17 protein-coding genes and 2 tRNA genes are annotated in these 23,361 nt (G+C 62.4%); 10 read left to right on the forward strand and 9 right to left on the reverse strand.

Annotated elements, in window-relative coordinates:
• The first annotated feature begins 6 nt into the window (after window positions 1-6).
• The 5 genes from pal to AC1DZ5_RS08445 all read left to right on the forward strand — a co-directional run bounded on the left by pal (window position 7) and on the right by AC1DZ5_RS08445 (window position 2,380).
• Complete coding sequence (gene pal, locus AC1DZ5_RS08425; protein WP_477887987.1) at window positions 7-549, forward strand: peptidoglycan-associated lipoprotein Pal; 543 nt, start codon at window positions 7-9, stop codon at window positions 547-549.
• Window positions 550-557: 8 nt separating this feature from the next.
• On the forward strand, window positions 558-1,349 hold the full coding sequence (ybgF, locus tag AC1DZ5_RS08430) for a tol-pal system protein YbgF (RefSeq protein WP_477887989.1): 792 nt from the start codon (window positions 558-560) through the stop codon (window positions 1,347-1,349).
• Between the two features lie 10 nt (window positions 1,350-1,359).
• Window positions 1,360-2,172 carry a tRNA threonylcarbamoyladenosine dehydratase gene (locus AC1DZ5_RS08435; protein ID WP_477887991.1) on the forward strand — a complete coding sequence of 271 codons (813 nt, stop codon included), beginning with the start codon at window positions 1,360-1,362 and terminating at the stop codon, window positions 2,170-2,172.
• A gap of 39 nt (window positions 2,173-2,211) precedes the next feature.
• Window positions 2,212-2,287, forward strand: a tRNA-Lys gene (locus AC1DZ5_RS08440).
• Window positions 2,288-2,304: 17 nt separating this feature from the next.
• Window positions 2,305-2,380: transfer RNA gene (locus tag AC1DZ5_RS08445), tRNA-Lys, on the forward strand.
• Between the two features lie 77 nt (window positions 2,381-2,457).
• Here the strand turns inward: AC1DZ5_RS08445 and AC1DZ5_RS08450 are convergent.
• From AC1DZ5_RS08450 to dapC, 6 genes are all read right to left on the reverse strand, one after another.
• Window positions 2,458-4,401: an ABC-F family ATP-binding cassette domain-containing protein gene (locus AC1DZ5_RS08450; RefSeq protein ID WP_477887993.1), complete on the reverse strand. Its 1,944-nt coding sequence runs from the start codon at window positions 4,399-4,401 to the stop codon at window positions 2,458-2,460.
• Between the two features lie 284 nt (window positions 4,402-4,685).
• Entirely contained in the window at window positions 4,686-5,576 is an 891-nt protein-coding gene (prmB, locus tag AC1DZ5_RS08455; protein WP_477887995.1) for a 50S ribosomal protein L3 N(5)-glutamine methyltransferase, read from the reverse strand.
• Window positions 5,573-6,760 (reverse strand): succinyl-diaminopimelate desuccinylase, encoded by a 1,188-nt coding sequence (gene dapE, locus AC1DZ5_RS08460; protein ID WP_477887997.1) that lies wholly within the window; start codon window positions 6,758-6,760, stop codon window positions 5,573-5,575. The genes prmB and dapE overlap by 4 nt, the downstream gene beginning before the upstream one ends.
• Window positions 6,760-7,926, reverse strand: coding sequence for a PilT/PilU family type 4a pilus ATPase (locus AC1DZ5_RS08465; protein ID WP_477887999.1), 1,167 nt, complete (start codon window positions 7,924-7,926; stop codon window positions 6,760-6,762). Before AC1DZ5_RS08465 ends, dapE begins: the two co-directional genes overlap by 1 nt.
• Window positions 7,927-7,965: 39 nt before the next feature.
• Window positions 7,966-8,790, reverse strand: a complete 825-nt coding sequence (gene dapD / locus AC1DZ5_RS08470; RefSeq protein WP_477888001.1) for a 2,3,4,5-tetrahydropyridine-2,6-dicarboxylate N-succinyltransferase — start codon at window positions 8,788-8,790, stop codon at window positions 7,966-7,968.
• Between the two features lie 34 nt (window positions 8,791-8,824).
• Complete coding sequence (dapC, locus tag AC1DZ5_RS08475; RefSeq protein ID WP_477888003.1) at window positions 8,825-10,042, reverse strand: succinyldiaminopimelate transaminase; 1,218 nt, start codon at window positions 10,040-10,042, stop codon at window positions 8,825-8,827.
• A gap of 213 nt (window positions 10,043-10,255) precedes the next feature.
• On the opposite strand from dapC, the gene smc reads away from it, so the two are divergent.
• From smc to AC1DZ5_RS08500, 5 genes are all read left to right on the forward strand, one after another.
• Window positions 10,256-13,771, forward strand: coding sequence for a chromosome segregation protein SMC (smc, locus tag AC1DZ5_RS08480; RefSeq protein ID WP_477888005.1), 3,516 nt, complete (start codon window positions 10,256-10,258; stop codon window positions 13,769-13,771).
• Between the two features lie 28 nt (window positions 13,772-13,799).
• Entirely contained in the window at window positions 13,800-14,843 is a 1,044-nt protein-coding gene (locus AC1DZ5_RS08485) for a cell division protein ZipA C-terminal FtsZ-binding domain-containing protein (protein ID WP_477888007.1), read from the forward strand.
• A 17-nt stretch (window positions 14,844-14,860) separates the two neighbouring features.
• On the forward strand, window positions 14,861-16,927 hold the full coding sequence (gene ligA / locus AC1DZ5_RS08490) for an NAD-dependent DNA ligase LigA (protein ID WP_477888009.1): 2,067 nt from the start codon (window positions 14,861-14,863) through the stop codon (window positions 16,925-16,927).
• Window positions 16,924-17,463, forward strand: a complete 540-nt coding sequence (def, locus tag AC1DZ5_RS08495) for a peptide deformylase (RefSeq protein WP_477888011.1) — start codon at window positions 16,924-16,926, stop codon at window positions 17,461-17,463. The genes ligA and def overlap by 4 nt, the downstream gene beginning before the upstream one ends.
• A 154-nt stretch (window positions 17,464-17,617) precedes the next feature.
• Complete coding sequence (locus AC1DZ5_RS08500) at window positions 17,618-19,246, forward strand: sensor domain-containing diguanylate cyclase (RefSeq protein WP_477888013.1); 1,629 nt, start codon at window positions 17,618-17,620, stop codon at window positions 19,244-19,246.
• On the opposite strand, the gene AC1DZ5_RS08505 is transcribed toward AC1DZ5_RS08500, so the two are convergent.
• From AC1DZ5_RS08505 to AC1DZ5_RS08515, 3 genes are read right to left on the reverse strand one after another with little or no spacing between them, the layout of a single operon-like run.
• The gene (locus AC1DZ5_RS08505; RefSeq protein WP_477888015.1) at window positions 19,236-21,833 is read right to left on the reverse strand and encodes a [protein-PII] uridylyltransferase; all 2,598 of its coding nucleotides are present in this window, start codon (window positions 21,831-21,833) and stop codon (window positions 19,236-19,238) included. The genes AC1DZ5_RS08500 and AC1DZ5_RS08505 overlap by 11 nt on opposite strands.
• A gap of 26 nt (window positions 21,834-21,859) precedes the next feature.
• Entirely contained in the window at window positions 21,860-22,669 is an 810-nt protein-coding gene (map, locus tag AC1DZ5_RS08510; RefSeq protein WP_477888017.1) for a type I methionyl aminopeptidase, read from the reverse strand.
• Window positions 22,670-22,712: 43 nt separating this feature from the next.
• Window positions 22,713-23,261, reverse strand: a complete 549-nt coding sequence (locus AC1DZ5_RS08515; RefSeq protein WP_477888019.1) for a response regulator — start codon at window positions 23,259-23,261, stop codon at window positions 22,713-22,715.
• Window positions 23,262-23,361 lie beyond the last annotated feature (100 nt).

Consider the following 23,361-nt stretch of genomic DNA (forward strand, 5'->3'; position numbering starts at 1 on the left):
TATGGAATGAAGCGGATTTTTTTGGCAATGACAGTGGCGTTGGTTCTGAGTGCCTGTGGCTCGGCTGTCAAATTGGATGACACGAAAGTCGAGGATCGCAAGGGCACTCCCGTTGTTGGTGGGACTACCGATGGTCAAGCTGGCACTGGCAACGTCTCTAATAGGGATGTAAAGAGCAATGACTTGACCGCGGATCAGCAGCGTGATGCCTTCATGAAGTCCACGACGCGTACCGTATATTTCGATTACGACAGCTTCGTCATCCGCTCCGAGTTCCAGTCCGTGATCGAGGCCCATGCCAAGTTCATCAAGGCCGACAAGTCCCGCAAGGTGACCTTGGAGGGCCATACCGACGAGCGCGGTGGTCGTGAATACAACCTGGCGCTAGGTCAAAAGCGTGCTGAAGCCGTGCGCAAGGCGCTGGTTTTGCAGGGCGTAGCAGACAGCCAACTGGAGGCGGTGAGCTTTGGCAAAGAAAAGCCTGCCGCCCTGGGTAACACAGAAGCGGCGATGGAGAAAAACCGCCGCGCTGAAATCAGCTACCGCTGAGCAGACTGATGGCCTTCTCCGCCTTGAAATGCGCTCGCAATGCCACGGCATCGGCATTGCTGCTGCTGACATTGGGCACCGCCTTTGCGGGTCTTTTCGATGACGAAGAGGCGCGCCGAGCGATTCTGGATCTGCGGCAGAGGATAGACACCTTGCGTCAGGAGTCTGAGCAGAAGTTGGCGGAGGAAAGTCGCCGCGCAACCGAGGAGGCCGCGCAGCTGCGCCGTAGCCTGGCAGACTTGCAAAACCAACTAGAAGCCAGCCGGGCCGAGATTGCCAAGCTGCGCGGGCAAGACGAACAGATGGCCCGCGATTTGTCTGAAGTCCAGCGCAAACAAAAGGACTCTGGGCAAACCCTGGAAGACCGCTTGCGCAAATTGGAACCCACGCGTGTGACAGCCGATGGCCGCGAGTTTCTGGCGGAGCCCGCTGAAAAGCGTGACTTTGATGCCGCCTTGGCGATCTTTCGCAAAGGTGAATTCAGCGCTGCCCAAGTGGCGTTCGTTGATTTTGTGAACCGCTATGGCCAGAGTGGTTACCGTCCCTCGGCTCTGTTCTGGTTGGGCAATGCGCAGTACGCCACCAAGGACTACAAAGAAGCGCTGGCCAATTTCCGCATGCTGGTGCAGCAGGCTCCTGACCACATCCGTGTTCCAGAAGCCTTGCTGGCAATTGCCAATTGCCAGTTTGAAATGAAAGACACCAAGGCAGCCCGCAAGACTTTGGAAGAGCTGGTGTCCGGCCATCCTGGCACTGAAGCTGCTGCGGCGGGCAAAGACCGCTTGGCGCGCTTCAAATAATTGCTGGTAGATGCCCGCCGAGACTCCTGACTTGCCAGATGGCGCTGATTTGGTCCGGCGTTTTTCTGGTCTGGACCGTCTGTTGGGGGCTGATCCGGCGCGCCGCGTGCGGAATGCGCACATCATGGTGGTGGGTATAGGTGGGGTGGGCTCTTGGACCGCGGAGGCGCTGGCGCGCAGCGGGGTAGGGCGTATTACCTTGGTGGATATGGATCACATTTCCGAGTCCAACATCAACCGCCAACTCCACGCGCTAACCAACACCGTGGGCATGGCCAAGATTGAGGCCATGCGCCAGCGCATTGCCCTGATCAACCCCGCATGTGAAGTCACCGGTGTGGACGCCTTTGTGGAGCCTGACAGTTGGCTATCTCTGGTTGCGTCAGGCATCGATGGTGTGGTGGACGCCTGCGACCAAGTGCGTGCCAAGGCCGCGATGGCCGCGTGGGCCCGTAAGACCAAAACGCCTTTTATTTCCGTGGGTGCCGCAGGCGGCAAACGGCATGCGCACGCGGTGGACATTGCTGACCTCAGTGAAGTGACGCATGACCCCTTGCTGGCGCAACTGCGCTACCGCCTGCGCAAGGAACATGGCGCACCCAAGAATGGCAAAAAGATCCATGTGGCCTGCGTGTTCAGCAAGGAAGCGGTGGCTGCGCCAGATGCCTCGTGCGACGTGCAATCCGATGGCTCGCTGAACTGTCATGGCTATGGATCACTGGTGACGGTAACTGCCACCTTTGGTATGTGCGCTGCAGGGTGGATGATTGATAAAATATCGCGCGCGTCCTCTAATGGCACTACAAAACACGCTATAATTTGAGGCTTCGCGGGACATGTAACTGAGTTGCAGGTTTTCGTAGGGACCATAGCTCAGTTGGTAGAGCAGCGGACTTTTAATCCGTTTGTCGTGGGTTCGACCCCCGCTGGTCCCACCAAGGTTTTGACGATTTAAGGGAATTTAGCTCAGCTGGTAGAGCAGCGGACTCTTAATCCGTAGGTCGAGAGTTCGAATCTCTCAGTTCCCACCACTTCATTGTGGAATCTAAAAGCCCACTGTTGCAAAACAGTGGGCTTTTTCCTTGCCCTTTTGATGGGGAAAAGGGCCTCAGCCCTCCATCTGTGTGGTCAGCGCCAGCCACTGTTCTTCCAAGGTTTGCAGCTCACCATTCACGGCCTTCAGGCGTTTGCCAGTTTCGGCAATGACGGACGGGTGCGGGTTGGTGGAGAGCTTGCTTTCGAGCTCCGCGCCTTCGGTGTTTAGCGCAGCCATGCGCTCTTCTACCTGGGCAATTTCCTTCTTCAACTTGCGCAGGGCTTCGGGTGCAGGCCCAGTCTTGACGATCACAACCGGGGCCACGGCAACGGGTTTGATGGCCTCTGACTTGGCTTCTTCCTTGGCCAGTTCGCGTTGGCGTTTGGCCTCGTCCAGCAGGTAGCGCTGGTAGTCGTCCAAGTCGCCATCAAACGGCTCCACGCCGCCGCGTGACACCATCCAGAACTCATCGCACACCGAGCGTAAGAGCGCACGGTCGTGGCTCACCAGCATCACAGTGCCTTCGAACTCGTTGAGCGCCATGGCCAGCGCTTCACGGGTTGCCAAGTCCAAGTGGTTGGTAGGCTCATCCAGCAGCAAGAGGTTGGGGCGCTGCCAGACGATCATGCACAGCACCAGGCGAGCCTTTTCGCCACCGCTCATGCTGCCCACGGCCTGTTTGACCATGTCACCGCCAAAGTTGAAGGTGCCCAGGAAGCTGCGCAGGTCCTGCTCGCGTGTTTGCTGGCCCGCAATTTTGCCGGCGGCCGTCATCTCCCGCACCAGGCGGATCATGTGCTCCAGCGGCGACTCGTCGGGCCGCAGCACGTCCAACTCTTGCTGCGCGAAGTAGCCGATGTTCAGGCCCTTGCCCTCTGTCACGTCGCCACCCAAGGGTTGCAAATCGCGCGCCACGGTTTTTACCAGAGTCGATTTACCCTGACCGTTGGCGCCCAGGATGCCGATGCGCTGCCCGGCCAGCACCGATTTGCTGACGTTGTGCACGATCGTGGTGGGCGGTGTGCCTTTGGGGGCATCTTCGGGTGGTGGGTAGCCGAAGCTCACACCGCTCATGGACAACATGGGGTTGGGCAGGTTGGCAGGTTCTTTGAACTCAAATGTGAAGTCCGCCTCGCTGAGCAGCGGCGCGATCTTCTCCATGCGGTCCAGCGCCTTGACCCGGCTTTGTGCCTGCTTGGCCTTGCTGGCCTTGGCCTTGAAGCGGGCAATGAACTTTTGCAGGTGGGCGATCTTGTCTTGCTGTTTGGAAAAAGCGGTTTGCTGCAGCGCCATCTGCTCCGAACGCAGATCCTCGAACTTGCTGTAGTTGCCGCCGTAGCGCACCAGCTTGCCCGCGTCGATGTGCAGCGTTACGTTGGTCACAGCATCCAAAAACTCGCGGTCGTGGCTGATGACGACCATGGTGCCTTCGTATTTCTTGAGCCAGGCTTCCAGCCAGACCAAAGCGTCCAAGTCCAAGTGGTTGGTGGGTTCGTCCAGCAGCAGCAAGTCACTGGGGCACATCAGCGCGCGCGCCAGTTGCAGGCGCATGCGCCAGCCACCCGAGAAGCTGTTGACGGGTTTGTCCAGCTCGGTGGTCTTGAAGCCCAAGCCCAGAATCAGCGCCTGGGCGCGGGCAGCGGCGTCGTATTCACCCGCATCCTGCAGGGCGGTGTAGGCGTGGGCCATGCGGTCGTAGTCATCGGTAGCCTCCGCAGCCGCCACTTCGGCGCGCGCGGCACCCAACTGGGTGTCGCCTTCCACCACAAAGTCGGTCGCACCCTGGTCGGTCTCAGGCATGTCCTGGGCCACCTGGCCCATGCGCCATTGGGTGGGAATGTAGTACTCACCGGCGTCTTCGTGCAGGTTGCCGTTGAGCAGCGCAAACAATGAGGACTTGCCAGCACCGTTGCGCCCCACCAGGCCGACCTTTTCGCCAGGGTTCAGGGTAACGGAAGCACTTTCGAGGAGCACCTTGGCGCTACGGCGCAGGGTGACATTTTTTAAGGTAATCATTTCGGGGACTCAGCTATTAATTCATTCAGGGTTTTCAGGCCTGGGGGTTGGCGAGGGCTGGTAGACGGGGGGCTCCGTTCTACGGCGCATCTCGCGGGCGAACACTTTGGGTTCGCAGTGGGCCACCATCCCCAGCGATGCATCCTGGCGCTCTAGGAAAAAATTCGTAGCAGCAGGTTAGGGGGAGGGGGCGCAGTGAGGTCAAGGAGGAGGCCGTAGGCCGGGGGACACGAACGTAGCTCCCTACCCCTGGCCTGTTGCGGGCTCAGCACGGAGCCTCGGGGTTAAAGCAACAAAGCCTCCTTGGTCACCAACAACACCTGCTCTTCACCCGCACTGGTTTCCAGCCAGACCACTTCCAGCGCAGGAAAGGCGGCTTCAAAGAAGTCGCGTTCATTGCCGATTTCGAGCACCAGCACACCCTCGGGCGCCATGTGCAACGGAGCTTGCTGCAGCAGGGTGCGCACAAAGTCCATGCCATCGCCGCTACCGCCAGACTGGTTGCCGTCCAGCGCGATAAAGGGCTCCGCCTTGTACTCAGCGGGCAAGGCGGCCATGCTCTGCGCGTTCACATACGGTGGGTTGCAGAGAATCAAATCAAACGGGCCAGGCAGGGCGGCCAAGCCGTCAGACTCGACGAGTCGCACACGTTCCTGCAGGCTGTGTTTGTCCACGTTGATGCGGGCCACGGCCAGCGCATCGGCCGAAATGTCGGCACCAGTAACTTCCACTTCCGGATAGACCATGGCTGCCAGAATGCCCAGACTGCCGTTGCCGGTACACAGGTCCAGCACACGGTGGGTGCTTTCCTTCAGCCAGTAATCGATGCTGCCATCCACCAGCAGCTCGGCAATCAGCGAGCGCGGCACGATGACGCGCTCGTCCACATAAAACGGCACGCCTTGCAACCAGGCCTCGTTCGTCAGGTAGGCCGCTGGCTTGCGGGTACTGATGCGCGCTCCTAAAAGCGTAGCTGCTCGCGCATATTCCTCGGGGGCTACAGGCCGATTTGACTCTATATCGCCGGCGTCCAACGGTGTATCCAGCGGCAGGCCCAACGCGTGAAGCACCAGCCAGGTGGCTTCGTCACGCGCATTGGTGGTGCCGTGGCCAAAGGAGACCTTGGCGTCGGTGAGCTGCTGGGTGGCCTGGGCCACCAGTTCTGCCAAGGTCATGCCTGCGCCTGACGGTTCAGGTTGACCAGCACCTGGCGGTAGATGTTCTTCAGCGGCTCGATATCCGCCACCGCCACAAACTCGTTGATCTTGTGGATGGTGGCGTTGGGCGGGCCCAGTTCAATCACCTGGGGGCAGACCTGGGCGATAAAGCGCCCGTCGCTGGTGCCGCCGGTGGTGGACAGCTGCGTCTCAATGCCGGTCTCTGAGCGTATGGCGTCGCGCACTGCGTCCACCAGAGTGCCCGGTGTGGTGAGGAAGGGCAGGCCGCCCACGGTCCAGGCCAGGTCGTATTCCAGTTCATGCTTTTCCAGCACGCTGGCCAGGCGCTTTTGCAGCGACTCGGGCGTGGACTCGGTGGAGAAGCGGAAGTTGAAATCGATCACCACATGACCCGGAATCACATTGCTGGCGCCGGTGCCGCCGTGCATATTGCTGACTTGCCAGGTGGTGGGCGGGAAGAAGTCGTTGCCACGGTCCCACTCGATGCCCACCAGCTCGGCCAGCGCAGGCGCGGCCAGGTGGATGGGGTTTTTGGCCAGGTGCGGGTAGGCAATGTGGCCCTGCACGCCCTTGACCGTGAGCTTGCCGCTCATGGTGCCGCGCCGACCGTTCTTGATCATGTCGCCGGTGCGTTCCACCGAGGTGGGCTCACCCACGATGCAGTAGTCCAGCACTTCGCCACGCGCCTTCAACGTGTTGCAGACCACCACGGTGCCGTCATTGGCGGGGCCTTCCTCATCGCTGGTCAGCAGCAGGGCGATGTTGAGCTGCGGGTCGGGGTTGGTGGCCAAAAACTCTTCGATGGCCACCACAAACGCCGCCAGCGAGGTTTTCATATCGCTGGCGCCGCGGGCAAACAGCTTGCCGTCGCGGTGGGTGGGCACAAAGGGCGCACTGTCCCATTGCTCCAGCGGGCCGGTAGGCACCACGTCAGTGTGGCCGGCAAACACCAAAGTTTTTGCTACGATTTTGCTAGCCGCTGGCGCAGTATTGACGGGGGCTGCAGCCCGTTTTGCCCACAAATTGGTGACACGGAAGTCGGCCGGGCCGCTTGCTATGGTCTCGCAGACAAAGCCCAGAGGGGCCAGGCGTTGGGCAATCAGGGCTTGGCAGCCGCCATCCAGCGGGGTGACCGACGCCATGGAAAGCAGCTGCTCGGTGAGCTGCAGTGTTGTTGTCATCAGTGCTTCACGTCCAGGGTAATTTCGGTGAACGAGGCTTCTTCTTCCTCTTCCACCGCAGCGGCCGGCTTGGCGGCTTTGCTGAAATCGTTTTGCAGGCGCCACAACAGGTTGGTGGGCGAGTCGGCGTGGGACAGGCCCTCTTTGCGTTCGACCACGCCTTCCACAATCAGGCGGGCGATGTCGTGCTCGAAGGTTTGCGAGCCCTCGGCCATGGACTTTTCCATGGCTTCCTTCACCCCCGAGAAGTCACCTTTTTCAATCAGCTCGGCAATCAGCTTGGTGTTCAGCAGTACCTCGGCGGCCGGCGTGCGCATGCCCGAAGTTGTGCGCAGCAGGCGCTGCGACACCACGGCGCGCAGGGCCGCGGACAGGTCGCCCAGCATGGTCTGTCGCACTTCCACAGGGTAGAAGCTCAGAATCCGGTTCAGCGCCTGGTAGCTGTTGTTGGCGTGCATGGTGGCCAGGCACAGGTGGCCCGACTGCGCGTAGGCAATGGCTGCCGACATGGTTTCACGGTCGCGGATCTCACCAATCAGGATCACGTCAGGCGCCTGGCGCAGTGCGTTTTTCAGCGCCACTTGCAGGTTTTGCGTGTCGGTACCGATTTCGCGCTGGTTGACGATGGATTTCTTGTTCTTGAACAAAAACTCCACCGGGTCTTCGATGGTCAGGATGTGGCCCGAGACGTTTTCGTTGCGGTAGTCCATCATGGACGCCAGCGTGGTGCTCTTGCCCGCTCCGGTCGCACCCACCATCAGTAGCAGGCCACGCTTTTCCATGATCAGGTCGCCCAGAATCGGTGGCAGCTGCAGGTTCGCCAGGGTAGGAATGTCCACCGCGATGTAGCGGATCACGGCGGCGATGGACCCCCGCTGGCGCATGGCGCTGACGCGGAAGCGGCCCACCCCCGCCATCGGAAAGCCCACGTTCAGCTCCCCTTCGACGTCCAGCAGGGCCATCTGTTCGGGCGAAAGCACCTCGGCCAGCAGGTTCTTGGGCGCGTCGGCCGGCAGTACCTGGCTGTTGATGGGTACGCACTGGCCATTGATCTTGATCAGCGCAGGGGCGTGCGCGGACAAGTACACATCCGACGCCTTCTTGTCACCCATGAGGCGAAGAATGCGCTCCATCGTTCCCGATGGTTGGGGCGTGGTGGTGGCCATGGCGTACCTCTCAGAACAGGTCTATGGGTTTAATCGCGCTCAATCACGCAAGAGGTCATTGAGCGATGTCTTGGAGCGCGTCTGGGCGTCCACACGCTTGACGATGATGGCCGCGTACAGGCTGTATTTGCCGTCATTCTTGGGCAGGCTGCCGCTGATGACCACGGAGCCGGAGGGGATGCGGCCGTAGGTCACGGTGTCGGTGGCACGGTCGTAAATGGGGGTACTTTGGCCGATGTACACGCCCATGGAGATCACCGAATTTTCTTCCACGATCACGCCTTCGACCACTTCGGAGCGGGCGCCGATGAAGCAGTTGTCTTCAATGATGGTGGGGCCGGCCTGCATGGGTTCCAGCACGCCGCCAATGCCCACGCCGCCGGACAGGTGCACATGCTTGCCGATCTGCGCGCAGGAGCCCACGGTGGCCCAGGTGTCGACCATGGTGCCTTCGTCCACATAGGAGCCGATGTTGCAGTAGGAAGGCATCAAGATCACGCCCTTGCCCTGGAAGCTGCCGCGGCGCGCCACGGCGGGTGGCACTACGCGCACACCGCTGGCCTTGAGGTCGGCTTCGGACATGCCGGAGAACTTGGTGCCCACCTTGTCGTAAAAGCCCAGATCGCCAGATTGCACGATAGCGTTGTCTTTGAGGCGGAAGCTCAGCAGTACGGCCTTCTTGATCCACTGGTGGGTGGTCCACTGGCCCACGGCTTCGCGCGTTGCTACACGCAGGCGGCCAGCGTCGAGTTCGTTCAGCACATGCTCCACGGCATCGCGCACTTCAGCGGGAGCGGAAGCGACGGAGATGTTGGCGCGGTCTTCCCACGCGGCTTCGATAACGGTTTGCAGTTGTTGGCTCATAGGGCTTTTGAGAAGGGAAAAGTGGTTGAAAGACTCAGGAAACTCGGGATTTCACAAACTGGACGATGCGCTGCGCGGCTTCCACGCACTCTGCGGCTTCGGCCACCAGCGCCATGCGGATGCGCTGCGCGCCAGGGTTGCTGCCATGGGCCTCGCGGGCCAGGTAGCTTCCGGGCAAGACCGTCACATTGTAAAGAGCGAGCAGGTCGCGCGCGAAATCCGTGTCGCTGCCCTCGACCTTGGCCCACAAATAAAAGCCCGCATCGGGCAGGGCCACGTCCATTACCTCGGCCAGCATGGGGGTCACCTGGGTAAACTTGTCGCGGTACTGCGCACGGTTTTCCACCACGTGGGCCTCGTCATCCCAAGCCGCTGCGCTGGCAGTTTGCACCACCATGCTCATGGCGCTGCCGTGGTAGGTGCGGTACAGCAAAAACTGCTTGATGAGCTTGGCGTCGCCCGCGCAAAAGCCGCTGCGCATGCCCGGAACATTGCTGCGCTTGGACAGGCTGGTGAAGGACAACAGGTTCTTGAAGTCGCTGCGGCCCAGCTTGGCGGCAGCCTCCAGGCCGCCCAGAGGCGGCTCATCGCGGAAGTAAATCTCGCTGTAGCACTCGTCGGAGGCGATCACAAAGCCATATTGGTCGCTCAGCGCGAACAGCTTGGCCCATTCGGACAGTGGCATCACCGCGCCAGCCGGGTTGCCGGGGGAGCAGACATACAGCAGCTGGGTACGGGCCCACACGTCGGCCGGCACGCTGTCCCAGTCCTGCGCAAAGTTGCGCGCCGGGTCGGACGCCACGAAGTAAGGCTGGGCACCGCAGAGCAGGGCCGCGCCTTCGTAGATTTGGTAGAACGGATTCGGGCACACCACCTGCACGGGACCGCGCGCGTCGGCCTTCTCGGGGTTCACCACCGTCTGGGCAAAGGCAAACAGCGCCTCACGCGAGCCGTTGATGGGCAGCACCTGGGTGGCGGCGTCCAGCTGAAGGCCGTAGCGGCGCTCCAGCCAGCGCACCATGGAATTTCGCAGCTTGGCATCGCCTGTGGTGGCGGGGTAGGCCGACAGGCCGCCGTCGGCGCTGCGGATGGCGTCGCAGTAGGCGTCTTTGATCAGATCGGGCGTAGGGTGGCGGGGCTCGCCAATGCCCAAGCTGATGGGCCGATAGGCAGGGTTGGGGGTGATGGTGGAGAACAGCTGGCGCAGGCGTTCAAAGGGGTAGGCTTGCAGGCGCGACAAATTCGGGTTCATGGGGCGGCATTATCCCCTGAGTCCCCGGCGCATCCGGGCATAACGCGCCCTACAGCGGGTTGGCGTGGCGGTGGTTTTCAGGCTGTAACGTTTGCCCAGCGCTGCGTAGCGGATACAGCACCTGCTACACAGTATCATCGGGGGCCATTCGTCAGTCACCGCTGGCTGATTAATCCAATGAAATCAACTGCTTAGAGCAGATACCACCGATCCGTGCGCCTCAATTCCATCAAGTTATCCGGCTTCAAGTCCTTTGCGGAGCCCACCAACTTCCTGTTGCCGGGGCAACTGGTGGGCGTGGTCGGCCCCAACGGCTGCGGCAAATCCAACATCATGGATGCGGTGCGCTGGGTGCTGGGTGAGAGCAAGGCCAGCGAGTTGCGTGGTGAGTCCATGCAGGACGTGATCTTCAACGGCACCACGAGCCGCAAGCCGGCCAGCCGCGCCAGCGTGGAACTGGTGTTTGACAACGCGGACCACCGCGCCGGTGGCCAGTGGGGCCAGTTTGGTGAAATCGCGGTCAAGCGCGTGCTGACGCGCGATGGTGGGTCCAGCTACTTCATCAACAACCAGCCCGTGCGCCGCCGCGACGTGCAGGACGTGTTTCTGGGCACCGGCCTGGGCCCACGTGCCTACGCCATCATTGGCCAGGGCACGATTTCCCGCATCATCGAGTCCAAGCCCGAAGAGCTGCGCCTGTTCCTCGAAGAGGCCGCGGGCGTTTCCAAATACAAAGAACGCCGCCGCGAGACCGAGAACCGCTTGTCAGACACGCGTGAGAACCTGACCCGCGTGGAAGACATCCTGCGCGAACTCAACGCCAACCTCGACAAGCTGGAAAAACAGGCCGAGGTAGCGCAGAAGTACAACGCGCTGCAGGCCGAAGTCACGCAGAAACAGCACCAGCAGTGGTTCCTGAAGCGCGCCGAGGCGCTGGCCGATCAGGCCAAGGTGCAGTCCGAAGGCTTGGGTGCCGTCAACGCGCTGGAATCGCGCATGGCCGATCTGCGCCATATCGAAGCCGACCTGGAAACCGTGCGCCAGGCTCACTATGCCGCTGGTGACCAGGTGAACCAGGCCCAGGGCCTGTTGTACGAGGCCAGCACCGATGTGGGCCGCCTGGAAGCTGAAATCCGCTTTGTGGTGGAAGGCCGCCAGCGCGTGGAGCAGCGCCTGGTGACGCTGAAAGACCAAATCGCCGAATGGGCCGTGCGCCGCGACGATGCGCAGGCCGAAATCGAACGCCTGGCCGAGCTGGCCGCCTTGGGCGAAGAACAAACCGAGCTGCTGGCCGCCCAAGTGGAAGAGCAGGCCATGCAACTGCCCGACATGGAAGAGGCCGTGGCCAAGGCGCAAAACGCGGCCAACGACCAGCGCGGTAGTGTGGTCCAGGTGCAGCAGCAGATCCAGGTGCTGGCCGCCGAACAACGAAGTATCGAAGAGCAAAGCCGTCAGTTGAACACCCGCCGCGACCGCCTGATGACGGACCGCAACGCACTGTCCGCCCCGGACGAAGCCCGCCTGATCAGCCTGCAGGAGCAGCTGGAAGCTGCGCAGGAAACCAACCAGATCGCCGAGGCCCGCCTGCATGAGCTGCAGGAATCCGTGCCCCAACTGGACGAAGCCCGCCGCACCCAGCAGCAAACCGTGAACGACGAATCGGCCAAGCAGGCAGATTTCTCGGCCCGGCTGGAAGCGCTGAAGGCCTTGCAAGAGAAGGTCAAGACCGACGGCAAGCTGCAGCCCTGGCTGGCCAAACATGGGCTGGACCATTTGCAGGGCCTGTGGACCCGCATCCATATCGAACAGGGCTGGGAAAACGCACTGGAAGGCGCATTGCGTGAACGCATGGGCGCGCTGGAAGTGTCGCGGCTGGAAATGCTGCGTGCCTTTGCGGTGGATGCACCGCCCGCCAAGCTCGCGTTCTACAGCCCACCGCTGGCAGCCGCGCCCGAGCGCAGCGCAGCGTTTCCGCGCTTGTCAGACTTGCTGCGGGTGAATGATGTCGGCCAAAAGGCCGTGCTGACCGATTGGTTGCAAGGCTGCTACACCGCCAGCAGCTTTGAAGATGCCCTGGCCCAGCGCGACAAGCTGCAGGCCGGCGAAAGTATTTATGTGAAGTCCGGCCATGTGGTCACAGCACACGGTGTGAGTTTTTATGCGCAGGACAGTGAGCAGGCTGGCCTGCTGGCCCGCGCGCAGGAAATTGAAAACCTGGAAAAGCAGCTGCGTGCCCAGCAGCTGATTGCTGATGAATCCCGCGTGGCGCTGAGCCGCGCCGAGAGCGCCTACGCCGAGAGCGCCCAGCGCCTGGTGGGCGTGCGCCGCGAGGCCGCAGAAACCCAAAGCCGTGCGCACGAGCTGCAAGTGGAGACACTGCGCCTGTCCCAGTTGCTGGAGCAAACCCGGGCGCGCAGCGCGCAGATCGAAGCCGATATGGCCGAGGTGGAAGCCCAGCTGGACGACCTGCAAGAGCGCCGCGTGGAAGCCGAAGGCCGTTTCGAGTCGCTCGACATGCAGCTGGCCGACAGCCAGGAGCGCCATGCCCAGCTCGAAGAGCGCGTGATCGAAGGCCAGCGCAAGCTGGTGCAGTGCCGTGAGCAACAGCGCACGCTGGAGCGCCAGGCGCAAGAGGCGGTTTTCGCCCAGCGCAGCCTGCAAGCCCGCAACGCTGAACTGTCGCGTGCTATCGAAACTGCAGCGCAGCAAACGCAGAATATTCTGTCGGAAGAACAGCGCGCGCAGGAAGAACTGACGCGCCTGACCGACGCGGCCGCCCAGGCTGGCTTGCAAAACGCACTGGCTCTGAAGCTGGAGCGCGAGCAGGCCCTGGGCGCCAAGCGCAGCGAATACGACGACCTGACCGCCAAGCTGCGCGCCAGCGACGAGCGCCGCATGCAGCTGGAGCGCGAGCTGGAGCCGCTGCGCCAGCGCATCACCGAATTCCAGCTCAAGGAGCAGGCCGCGCGCCTGGGCTTCGAGCAGTTTGAAGCCCAGCTGGTGGATGCCCAGGCCGACCTGGAAGCCATCGAACAAAGCATCAAGGACGGCAATGTGCGCCTGTTTGGCATGCAGGGCGATATCGACCGCCTGCACCGCGAGATTGCCGCGCTGGGTGCGGTCAACCTGGCTGCGCTGGACGAGCTGGCCGCGGCACGCGAACGCAAGCAATTCCTCGACGCACAAAACGTGGACCTGACCCAGGCCATGAACACGCTGGAAGACGCGATCCGCAAGATCGACGCCGAAACGCGCGAACTGCTGTCGGGCACCTTTGACCAGGTGAATATGCACTTTGGTCGCATGTTCCCCGAGCTGTTTGGTGGCGGCAATGCACGCCTGGTCATCACGGGCGACGAAATTTTGGACTCGGGTGTGCAGGTAATTGCCCAGCCACCCGGCAAGAAGAACCAGACCATCCACCTGCTGTCCGGTGGCGAAAAGGCGCTGACGGCCATTGCGCTGGTGTTCGCCATCTTCCAACTGAACCCCGCACCGTTCTGCTTGCTGGACGAGGTGGACGCGCCGCTGGATGATGCCAACACCGAACGCTATGCCAAACTGGTCTCCAGCATGAGCAAGGGCACGCAGTTCTTGTTCATCAGCCACAACAAGATCGCCATGGAAATGGCCGAGCAATTGATCGGCGTGACCATGCAGGAGCAGGGCGTGTCCCGTATCGTGGCCGTGGACATGGAGTCTGCCGTCACCTTGGCTGAACTGGCGTGAGCGCCAGCAACCCACACAAGACCTAACGATGAGCAACTTACAACTCGGACTGGCAATCGCAGGCGGCGTGGTGCTCGCCGGCGTGGTGGCGCACAGCGCCTGGACCTCGCGCCGCAACGCGCCGCGCCAGGCCCAGCCAGAGCCCGCGACCGACGACACGCAGCCCACCACCGACCGCGAACCCACGCTGTCCGACAGTGCGCTGGAAACGCCCGCGTTCACGCTGCCCCAAGCGCCGCGCCGCCCGGCGATGGACTCGCTGATCGATGTGATCGCTACGGTGGCGTTGGACCCTTCAGTCACTGCCGTGTCGGGCGAAGCCGCTTTGGCCGCCTTGCCCAGTACGCGCCGCGCTGGCACCAAGCCGTTCTCGGTCGAGGGGTACAACCTGATCACCCTGGTATGGGAAGCGCCCGGCCTTGGCCAACGCTACGGCGGTTTCCAGGCTGGTGTGCAGTTGGCCAACCGCTCGGGCGCGCTCAACGAGATTGAATATTCCGAGTTCGTGGTGAAGACGCAGGCCTTTGCCGACGCCATCAACGCCACGCCCGAATTTCCAGAAATGCTGGACGAGGTGGCGCGTGCCCGTGAGTTGGACCAGTTCGCCAGCGCGCACGATGCGCAGTTGGGCTTCACCATCCGCGCCCGCAACGCGTCGTGGAGCCCCGGCTACATCCAGCAAAACGCGGCGCGCCTGGGTTTTGTGCCCGGCGTGATCCCCGGGCGCCTGGTGCTGCCGTGCTCGGTTGACGGCCTGCCGCCGCTGCTGGTACTGAGCTTTGACTCCCAAGCCGCGCTGGCCGAAGACCCTGCCCAATCCGCCATCCGCGACATCAGCCTGCACCTGGATGTAGCCCAGGTGGACCGTGCCGAGCAGCCGTTTGAACGCATGCGTGAAGCCGCATCCGCCCTGGCCCAGGCCATGGAAGGCGTGGTGACCGACGACAACGGCCAGCCGCTGGCCGCGCAGACCATGGACGTGATTGGCACCGAGCTGCAAACCCTGTACGACACGCTGGAGCAGCGTGACCTGGCCGCAGGATCGCCGCTGGCACGGCGTTTGTTCAGCTAACTTTTTTTGGGTCAGGTATGGCGACGCTGGACTTGTTTTCTTCCGAGCCGGCCACGCCGGACTACGCTCAATTACAGGCGCTGCGCGCGCAACTGCACCTCCATGCACACCAGTACTACGTGCTGGACGAGCCCTCGATTCCTGATGCCGAATACGACCGCCTGTTCCAGGCGCTGCAGGCCATCGAGGCCGCGCACCCTGAATGGGTGACGCCCGACTCGCCCACGCAACGCGTGGGTGGCAAGCCGCTGGACGCCTTTGCCACCGTGCGCCATGTGGTGCCCATGCTCAGCATCCGCACCGAGACCGATACCGAATCCACCGGTGCCCAAGCCTTCGATGCCCGCGTGCGCAAAGAGCTGGGCCTGGGTGAGGCCGATGCACCCGTGGAGTACGTGGCCGAACTCAAGTTCGACGGTCTGGCCATGAGTTTGCGCTACGAGCAGGGCGTGCTGGTGCAGGCCGCCACGCGCGGCGACGGTGAGTATGGCGAGGACGTCACGCAGAATATCCGCACGATTGGCCAAATCCCCTTACGTCTTCCTGAGGGCGTGCCCGCGGTGCTGGAAGTGCGTGGCGAGGTCTACATGCGCCGCGACGATTTCGAGGCCATGAATGAGAAGCAGCGCGAGAAGGGTGAAAAGACCTTCGTGAACCCGCGCAATGCCGCCGCCGGTGCCGTGCGCCAGCTGGACCCTGGCATTGCAGCCCAGAGGCCCCTGAGCTTTTTTGCCTACGGCCTGGGTGAGGTGACGGCAGCGGAGCAGGGTGGCCCGGCCTTCGCCACGCACTACGCCATGCTGCAAATCCTGAAATCATGGGGTTTTCCGGTTGCAGCCCTCGTGGACATTGCGCGAGGCGCTCCTGAATTAATAGCGTATCACCAACGCATCGGTGCCTCGCGTGACCAGTTGCCCTATGACATCGACGGTGTGGTCTACAAGGTCAACAGCCTGGCGTTGCAGCGACAGCTGGGCTTTGTGACCCGCGAGCCGCGCTGGGCCGTGGCGCACAAATACCCGGCGCAAGAACAGATCACCAAGGTGCTGGGTATTGACGTGCAAGTGGGCCGCACCGGCAAGCTCACGCCCGTGGCGCGGCTCGATCCGGTGTTTGTGGGTGGCACCACCGTGTCCAACGCCACGCTGCACAACCTGTTTGAACTGCGGCGTAAGAGGGTGCGCGTGGGCGATAGCGCCATCGTGCGCCGAGCGGGTGATGTGATTCCTGAAGTGGTGGGTGTTGTGAGCGCGGGTCCGCGTGCCAGCTACGTACCCAACTTCCGTATGCCCCGCCAATGCCCGATCTGCGGCAGCGATGTGGTGCGCGAAAAGACCGAGATGAACCACCGCTGCAGCGGCGGTCTGTTTTGCCCGGCGCAGCGCAAGCAGGCCATCCTGCACTACGCCCAGCGCCGCGCGGTGGAGGTGGAAGGTCTGGGCGAGAAACTGGTGGACCAGTTGGTGGAGAGCAACACCATCCGCACGCTGCCCGACCTCTACAAGCTGGGACTCAGCACCCTGGCCGCGCTGGACCGCATAGCGGAGAAGTCGGCACAGAACATCGTTGCCGCGCTGAAAAAGTCCAAGCAAACCACGCTGCCGCGCTTTCTGTTTGGTCTTGGGATTCGCCATGTGGGCGAGGCTACGGCCAAGGAGCTGGCGCGCCACTTCGGCACCTTGGACGCCATCATGAATGCCTCCGAAGAAGCCCTGACCGGTGTGAGCGACGTGGGCCCCATCGTCGCCAAAAGCCTGCACACCTTTTTTGCGCAGGAACACAACCGCGAAGTGGTGGAACAGCTGCGCGCCTGCGGCGTGACCTGGGCAGAGGGCGAGCCCGCAGCGCAAGCGCCCAAGCCCCTGGCCGGCAAGACCTTTGTGTTGACGGGCACCTTCCCCACCTTGAGCCGCGACCAGGCCAAAGACCTGCTGGAAGCCGCCGGCGCCAAAGTCGCAGGTTCGGTCAGCAAGAAGACCAGCTATGTGGTCGCTGGCACTGAGGCTGGTAGCAAGCTGGACAAAGCGAATGAATTGGGTGTGCCCGTGCTGGACGAGGCCGCCATGCTGGAGATGCTGAAATGACCGTCCGCGATATTCTCAAAATGGGCGACCCGCGCCTGCTGCGCGTGGCGCAACCGGTGACCGAGTTCGACACCGACGCGCTGCATCTGCTGATCACCGACATGCTGGACACCATGCGGGCGGTCAATGGTGCCGGGCTGGCGGCGCCGCAGATTGGGGTGGACCTGCAGCTGGTCATCTTTGGCAGCAATGACCGCAACCCGCGCTACCCAGACCGGCCCGTCGTGCCGCCCACGGTGCTAATCAACCCGGTGATCACCCCACTGGGCGAGGCCGAGGAAAGCGACTGGGAGGGCTGCCTGTCGGTACCGGGCCTGCGCGGCGTGGTGCCACGCTGGGCGCATATCCGCTACACGGGGTTTGACCAGTATGGCGACGCTATCGACCGCACGGTGGATGGTTTCCACGCGCGCGTGGTGCAGCACGAGTGCGACCACCTGATCGGCAAGCTCTACCCCATGCGGGTGCGGGACTTTGCCCAGTTTGGCTATACCGAGGTGCTATTCCCCGGCATTGCGGCAGCCGAGGATGACTGAAAGCGTAGCACCATGCTACTAAAAATGTAGCTGCTTGCGCAGTGTTAACGGGGGCTAGGGGCTTATTTGCACCAGGGGAGGGTGGCCCTGTCTGTACGACCGGGGTGTTTGGCGGTAAGCTGCTTCACAAAATAACAGTCGTTGCAGTGTTCCCATGGTCAAAACCACGCGCCATTTTTTTGCGGGTTTAGGAATCGGTCCCCGGATCGTAGTGGCGTTCGCCTTGGTGTTTGGCCTGATGGGCAGTGTGGGCCTCTTGCTCATGAAAAACAGCCTCTTGCCTACGTTTGACAGCATTGAGCGCCGCATCGCGCTCGACAGCGCCAAACGCGTGGTCAGCGGCTTTGACGAGCAGATGGCGGCGGTGAGCGCGCTGAACCACGACTGGGCCTTCTGGGACGAGCTGTACTTCCACCTGTTACGCCCCGACAAGGTTTTTGAGCGCAGCAACATCGGCAGCGCTGCCATGTTGACCTCCAACCTCAACGCCGTGCTGCTGCTAGACCGCCAGCACCAAATAGTGGGATTTGGCGCCCGCGAACTCAGTGGTGGCGTGATGCCACGTGCGCAGGACATGCTGGTGCCGCTGCTGCGGCGCTGGGTCCACAAGCCGCAAAACCCCAAAGCCACCGAGTGCGGCCTGGCCTGGCTGCAGACCAAGCTGGCCGCCGTGTGCTGGACCCAGGTGGTGCACAGCGACGGCAGCGGCCCCGCTGCTGGCACCGTGGTGATGGCCCGCGAGCTGGAGGCTGCCACGCTGGCCGGCATTGCACAGAACGCTGGGGCCGCCTTCACGCTGGACCCCACCGACGGTAGCGCAGCAGATGCTCCGCGCGAACCGACAGACACCTGGAAGTTGCCGGATTTCCATTTTCTGGCGCATGGTGATGTGGGCGTGCAGTACAGCCCCGCCACCATCACCCTGAAATACCGGCTGGAAGACCTGGAAGGCGACCCGTTGGCCTGGGTGCACATGCGCATGGAGCGCAGCCTGATGGCGCAGGCGCAGCACGTGGTGACGGATGTGTTGTTCCAATTGGCGGCCGTGGCCCTGACCACCGGGCTGGTGCTGCTGCTGGCGGTGCACTGGTGGCTGGTGCGCCCGATTGCGCGCCTGCATGCCGACGTGGTGGCGTTGAGTGCCTCCCGCCGCTGGGACAGCGTGCTGCGCTACGACCGCCCCGACGAAATTGGGGCGCTTACGCAGGGCGTGAATGGGTTGCTGGCCGTGCTGCGCGCGCAGGTGGATTCGCTGGAAACCCTGTCCAGCACCGACGCGCTCACCGGCATCGCCAACCGCAGGCTTTTCGACGAACGCCTGGGCCTGGAGCTGGGCCGACTGGCACGACGTACAGCACCGTTGTCCCTGTTGCTGCTGGATGTGGACCACTTCAAGCTGTACAACGATCACTACGGCCATCCCAAGGGTGATGTGGTGTTACAGCATCTGGGCCGTCTGCTGCAAACCTGCGGCCGCCAGCAGGACCTGCCTGCACGCCTGGGTGGTGAGGAGTTTGCCATGCTGCTGCCCGACACCGATGCAGTCGGAGCCCGTGCGTTGGCGGACAAGATCATGAAGGCGCTGGAGGCGCTGAACCTGGAGCATGTGCGTTCTCCCACCGCCGCCACGTTGACCGTGAGCATTGGCGTGTCCACCTGGACCACCGTTCAGGGTAGTGGTGCCGAGCTATTTGCCCAGGCAGACAAGGCGCTGTATGCGGCCAAGCACAGCGGGCGCATGCGCACCTGTGTGTACGGCGCGCCCGATGTGCCTAGGCTTTGAGGGCGTCCAGCAGTTCGGTTTCGATCTCGATCTGGGCACGGTTGTGCTGCAGCTGCGGGCCGTGGATCAGAAAGGTATCTTCCACGCGCTCGCCCAGCGTAGCTACCTTGGCCAATTGCACCTCGATCTGGTGGCGCGCCAGCACCCGGGCCACGCTGTAAAGCAGGCCCAGGCGGTCGCTGGCCGAGATATTGAGCAGCCAGCGCTGCGCTTTTTCATCGGGCTTAAGTGACACGCGCGGCGCAATAGGAAAGCTCTTGACCCGGCGCGACACCCTGCCGCGGCTGGGGGCGGGCAGGGGGCCGGCTTCGGCAATGGCTTGCGCCAAGCCACTCTCCAGCAGGCTGGTCGTCTCGCGGTAGTGCTCGTCCATATCCGCGGTGGTGACGATCTGGAAGGTGTCCAGCGCGTAGCCCTTGTTGGTGGTGTGGATGCGCGCATCCAGAATGCTGAAGCCACCCTGGTCGAAGTAACCGCAGATGCGGGCAAACAGGTCGGTCTGGTCCTGGGTGTAGACCAGCACCTGCAGGCCTTCGCCCACGGGGGAGCGGCGCACCCGCACGATGGGCAGGGCTGTGGTCACGTGGCGGGACAACTGCTTGGTATGCCAGGCGATGTCGGCCGCATCGTGGCGCATGAAGTAGCTCACGTCCAGCGTGTCCCACAGCGGTTTGTGGGCCTCAAATGGCATGGCGTACAGCGCCACCATCACCAGCGCTTCACGCTTGCGGGCCTCCACCTCGGCGTCGGGGTCGGGTGCGCGGCCACCGAGCGCGCGAGCGGTGTACTTGTACAGGTCTTCCAGCAGCTTGCCCTTCCAGGCATTCCATACCTTGGGACTGGTGCCGCGGATGTCGGCTACGGTCAGCAGGTACAGCGCGGTCAGGTAGCGCTCGTTGCCCACACGCTTGGCAAAGTCGGCAATGACGGCGGGGTCGGACAGGTCGGACTTCTGCGCGATACGGCTCATGGCCAAGTGTTCGCCGACCAGGAATTCGATGAGCTTGGCGTCTTCCGTGGCAATACCATGCTGCTTGCAGAAACGGCGTGCTTCCACAATGCCCAGCTCGGAATGGTCACCACCACGGCCCTTGGCAATGTCGTGGAACAGGGCGGCCACATACAAAATCCAGGGCTTATCCCACCCAGAGGCCAGTTGCGAGCAGAACGGATACTCATGCGCGTGCTCCACCATGAAGAAGCGTCGCGCATTGCGCAGCACCATCAGGATGTGCTGGTCCACGGTGTAGACGTGGAACAGGTCGTGCTGCATCTGGCCTACGATCTTGCGGAACACCCAGAGGTAGCGGCCCAGCACCGAGGTCTGGTTCATCAGCCGCATGGCGTGGGTGATGCCGTCGGGCGCCTGCAGGATCTGCAGAAAGGTAGCGCGGTTGACCGGGTCGCTGCGGAACTTAGCGTCCATGAGGTCGCGCGCGTTGTACAGCGCGCGCAGCGTGCGGGCCGACAGGCCTTTGATGCCCACGGTGGTCTGGTAGACAAGAAAGGTTTCCAGAATGGCATGCGGGTTGCGGCGGTACAGCTCATCGCTGACCACGTCGATCATGCCGGCCTTGTCGTTGAAATGGTCATTGATGCGGCGGGGCGCATGGGTGGAGGGGTTGAGCCGCTCCTCAATGTTCATCAACAAAATCTGGTTGAGCTGGGTGACAGCCTTGGCGGCCCAGTAGTAGCGGCGCATCAGCGCCTCGCTGGCACGTACAAAGCTGCGTTTGTCGGTTTCGGGTGGCGGGGCTGTGTAGCCAAAGGATTCGGCCACCGCGTTTTGCATGTCAAAAATCAGGCGGTCTTCGCGGCGGTTGGCAATCAGGTGCAGGCGTGCCCGGATCAGTAGCAGCAGGGTCTCATTGCGCTGGATTTGTTTGACCTCAAAGTTGGTTGCCAGACCGCTGGCGGCCAAGGCCTGCCAGTCGTCACCATAGCCCGCGGCCTTGGCCACCCACAAGATCACCTGCAGGTCACGCAGACCACCGGGCGACTCTTTGCAGTTGGGTTCCAGCGAGTAGGGCGTGTCTTCAAACTTGGTGTGGCGCTGGCGCATCTCCAGCGTCTTGGCCACAAAGAAAGCCTTGGGGTCCATCGCCGCAAAAAAGGCTTTTTGGAATTGCCCCACCAGCACCTGGTTGCCCGTGATCAGGCGGCACTCTAGGAGCGCAGTTTGCACCGTTACGTCCTTGTCGGCCTCGGCCAGGCAGTCACTCAGGGTGCGTACGCTGGAACCGATCTCCAGGCCCACATCCCAGCAGCTGCCAATGAAGGCTTCTATCTTCTTTTGCAGCTCCGGGTCGAACTCGGGCGACTGCCCATTGGGCAGCAGCACCAGCACATCCACATCCGAATGCGGGAACAGCTCGCCGCGGCCAAAGCCGCCCACGGCCAACAGGGCATAGGGCTCGCCCAGACCAGCGTGCTGCCACAGGCGCACCAGCACGCTGTCGGTGAGCTGGGACATGCGTTGCAGCACCTTGCGTACGGCCCGGCCAGTGGATTGGGGCGTTGCAATGGTTTGCAACAACTGCGCTTTGTGCGCGCGGTATTCGGCGCGCAGGGCCTGCAGCTCAATCATGGGTGCTGAAATGGGAAAAGAAAAACTCAGGCCGCCACAAAGGCCGGTGTGGCCGGGCTGCCGGCCGACAGCGTCAGCACTTCGTAGCCGGTGGGCGTCACCAGTACGGTGTGTTCCCACTGGGCGGAGAGCGAACGGTCCTTGGTCACAATGGTCCAGCCGTCTTTTTCGGGTCCGTCTTTGATGTCCTTGCCACCGGCGTTGATCATGGGCTCGATGGTGAAGGTCATGCCCTCGACCAGCTTTTCCAGCGTGCCGGGGCGGCCATAGTGCAGCACCTGCGGCTCTTCGTGGAAGATACGGCCGATGCCGTGGCCGCAGAACTCGCGCACCACGCTAAAGCCCTGGCCTTCGGCAAACTTCTGGATGGCGTGGCCAATATCACCCAGGTGGATGCCGGGCTTGACCATCTTGATGCCGTGCCACATGGCGTCGTAGGTAATGGCACACAGGCGTTTGGCAGCAATCGAAACCTCACCCACCATGAACATGCGGCTGGTGTCTCCGTGCCAACCGTCCTTGATGACAGTGACGTCGATATTGACGATGTCGCCCTTTTTGAGCTGCTTGTCGTTGGGAATGCCGTGGCAGACCTGGTGGTTGACCGAGGTGCAGATGGATTTGGGGTAGGGGATGTTGCCGCCGCCGGTGTAGTTCAGCGGGGCAGGAATGCCGCCTTGCACCTCGGTGATGTAGTCATACGCCAGTTTGTCGAGCGCGTTGGTCGTGACGCCGGGCTGGACGAAGGGGGTGAGGTAGTCCAGAACTTCGGAAGCCAGCTTGCCCGCCACGCGCATGCCTGCGACGCCGTCCGCGTCTTTGTAGGTGATAGTCATGGGGCCCGATTATCCCAGACCCGATGCGGACGCGCTGGAAGCCTCAGCTGCCCAGCGGCGCGGGCATGGTCAAGGGCGATTTGCGGCGTGGTACCAGGCCGTCATCCAGCAAGCGCTCCATGCGTTCAAACACCTCTAGGCGGGAAAACGGCTTCTTCATGAAGTCGTCGGCCCCAATGGCGCTGCCAAAGAATTGCTCGGTGGCCTGCTCGTTGCCGCTGATCATGATGACCGGGATATTGCGGGTCAACGGGTTGCGGCGCAGTACGCGCAGGGCCGAAAAACCATTCATCTTGGGTAGCACGATGTCCAGAAAAATCAGGTCGGGCGGGTCGGCCAGCACCATTTCCAGGCCTACCTCGGCGCTGGCGGCTACGCGCACATCCAGGCCGATGGACTGCAGGATCTTGCGCAGTGCAGCGCACACCGTGGCCGAATCGTCCACCACAACAATGCGCAGGTCGGGACGGGCATTGAGCCGGGGGCGCAGCCGCCGCTCGGGCAACTGCCCCGTGGGGTCCACGATGGGCAGAGGCCCGGGCGCGGCGCCAGGCGCCGAGAAAATACTGCGGAATTTGGAAAAAATCGCCACCAACGAAACTCCACTGTGTTTGTAGGGGCCCACCGGCCCAGTCACAAATTGTCCGCTTTTTGTCGTGGACTGCGTGACCAGAGCCGACCGTGCAGCCAGT

The organism is Rhodoferax sp. P1_F3 (genome assembly GCF_056405715.1).

What these genes read in the sequence shown, in the direction of transcription:
- pal (WP_477887987.1), top strand. Translation starts at nt 7, where the DNA reads ATGAAGCGGATTTTTTTGGCAATGACAGTGGCGTTGGTTCTGAGTGCC.
- ybgF (WP_477887989.1), top strand. Translation starts at nt 558, where the DNA reads ATGGCCTTCTCCGCCTTGAAATGCGCTCGCAATGCCACGGCATCGGCA.
- AC1DZ5_RS08435 (WP_477887991.1), top strand. Translation starts at nt 1,360, where the DNA reads ATGCCCGCCGAGACTCCTGACTTGCCAGATGGCGCTGATTTGGTCCGG.
- AC1DZ5_RS08450 (WP_477887993.1), bottom strand. Translation starts at nt 4,401, where the DNA reads ATGATTACCTTAAAAAATGTCACCCTGCGCCGTAGCGCCAAGGTGCTC.
- prmB (WP_477887995.1), bottom strand. Translation starts at nt 5,576, where the DNA reads ATGACCTTGGCAGAACTGGTGGCCCAGGCCACCCAGCAGCTCACCGAC.
- dapE (WP_477887997.1), bottom strand. Translation starts at nt 6,760, where the DNA reads ATGACAACAACACTGCAGCTCACCGAGCAGCTGCTTTCCATGGCGTCG.
- AC1DZ5_RS08465 (WP_477887999.1), bottom strand. Translation starts at nt 7,926, where the DNA reads ATGGCCACCACCACGCCCCAACCATCGGGAACGATGGAGCGCATTCTT.
- dapD (WP_477888001.1), bottom strand. Translation starts at nt 8,790, where the DNA reads ATGAGCCAACAACTGCAAACCGTTATCGAAGCCGCGTGGGAAGACCGC.
- dapC (WP_477888003.1), bottom strand. Translation starts at nt 10,042, where the DNA reads ATGAACCCGAATTTGTCGCGCCTGCAAGCCTACCCCTTTGAACGCCTG.
- AC1DZ5_RS08485 (WP_477888007.1), top strand. Translation starts at nt 13,800, where the DNA reads ATGAGCAACTTACAACTCGGACTGGCAATCGCAGGCGGCGTGGTGCTC.
- ligA (WP_477888009.1), top strand. Translation starts at nt 14,861, where the DNA reads ATGGCGACGCTGGACTTGTTTTCTTCCGAGCCGGCCACGCCGGACTAC.
- def (WP_477888011.1), top strand. Translation starts at nt 16,924, where the DNA reads ATGACCGTCCGCGATATTCTCAAAATGGGCGACCCGCGCCTGCTGCGC.
- AC1DZ5_RS08500 (WP_477888013.1), top strand. Translation starts at nt 17,618, where the DNA reads ATGGTCAAAACCACGCGCCATTTTTTTGCGGGTTTAGGAATCGGTCCC.
- AC1DZ5_RS08505 (WP_477888015.1), bottom strand. Translation starts at nt 21,833, where the DNA reads ATGATTGAGCTGCAGGCCCTGCGCGCCGAATACCGCGCGCACAAAGCG.
- map (WP_477888017.1), bottom strand. Translation starts at nt 22,669, where the DNA reads ATGACTATCACCTACAAAGACGCGGACGGCGTCGCAGGCATGCGCGTG.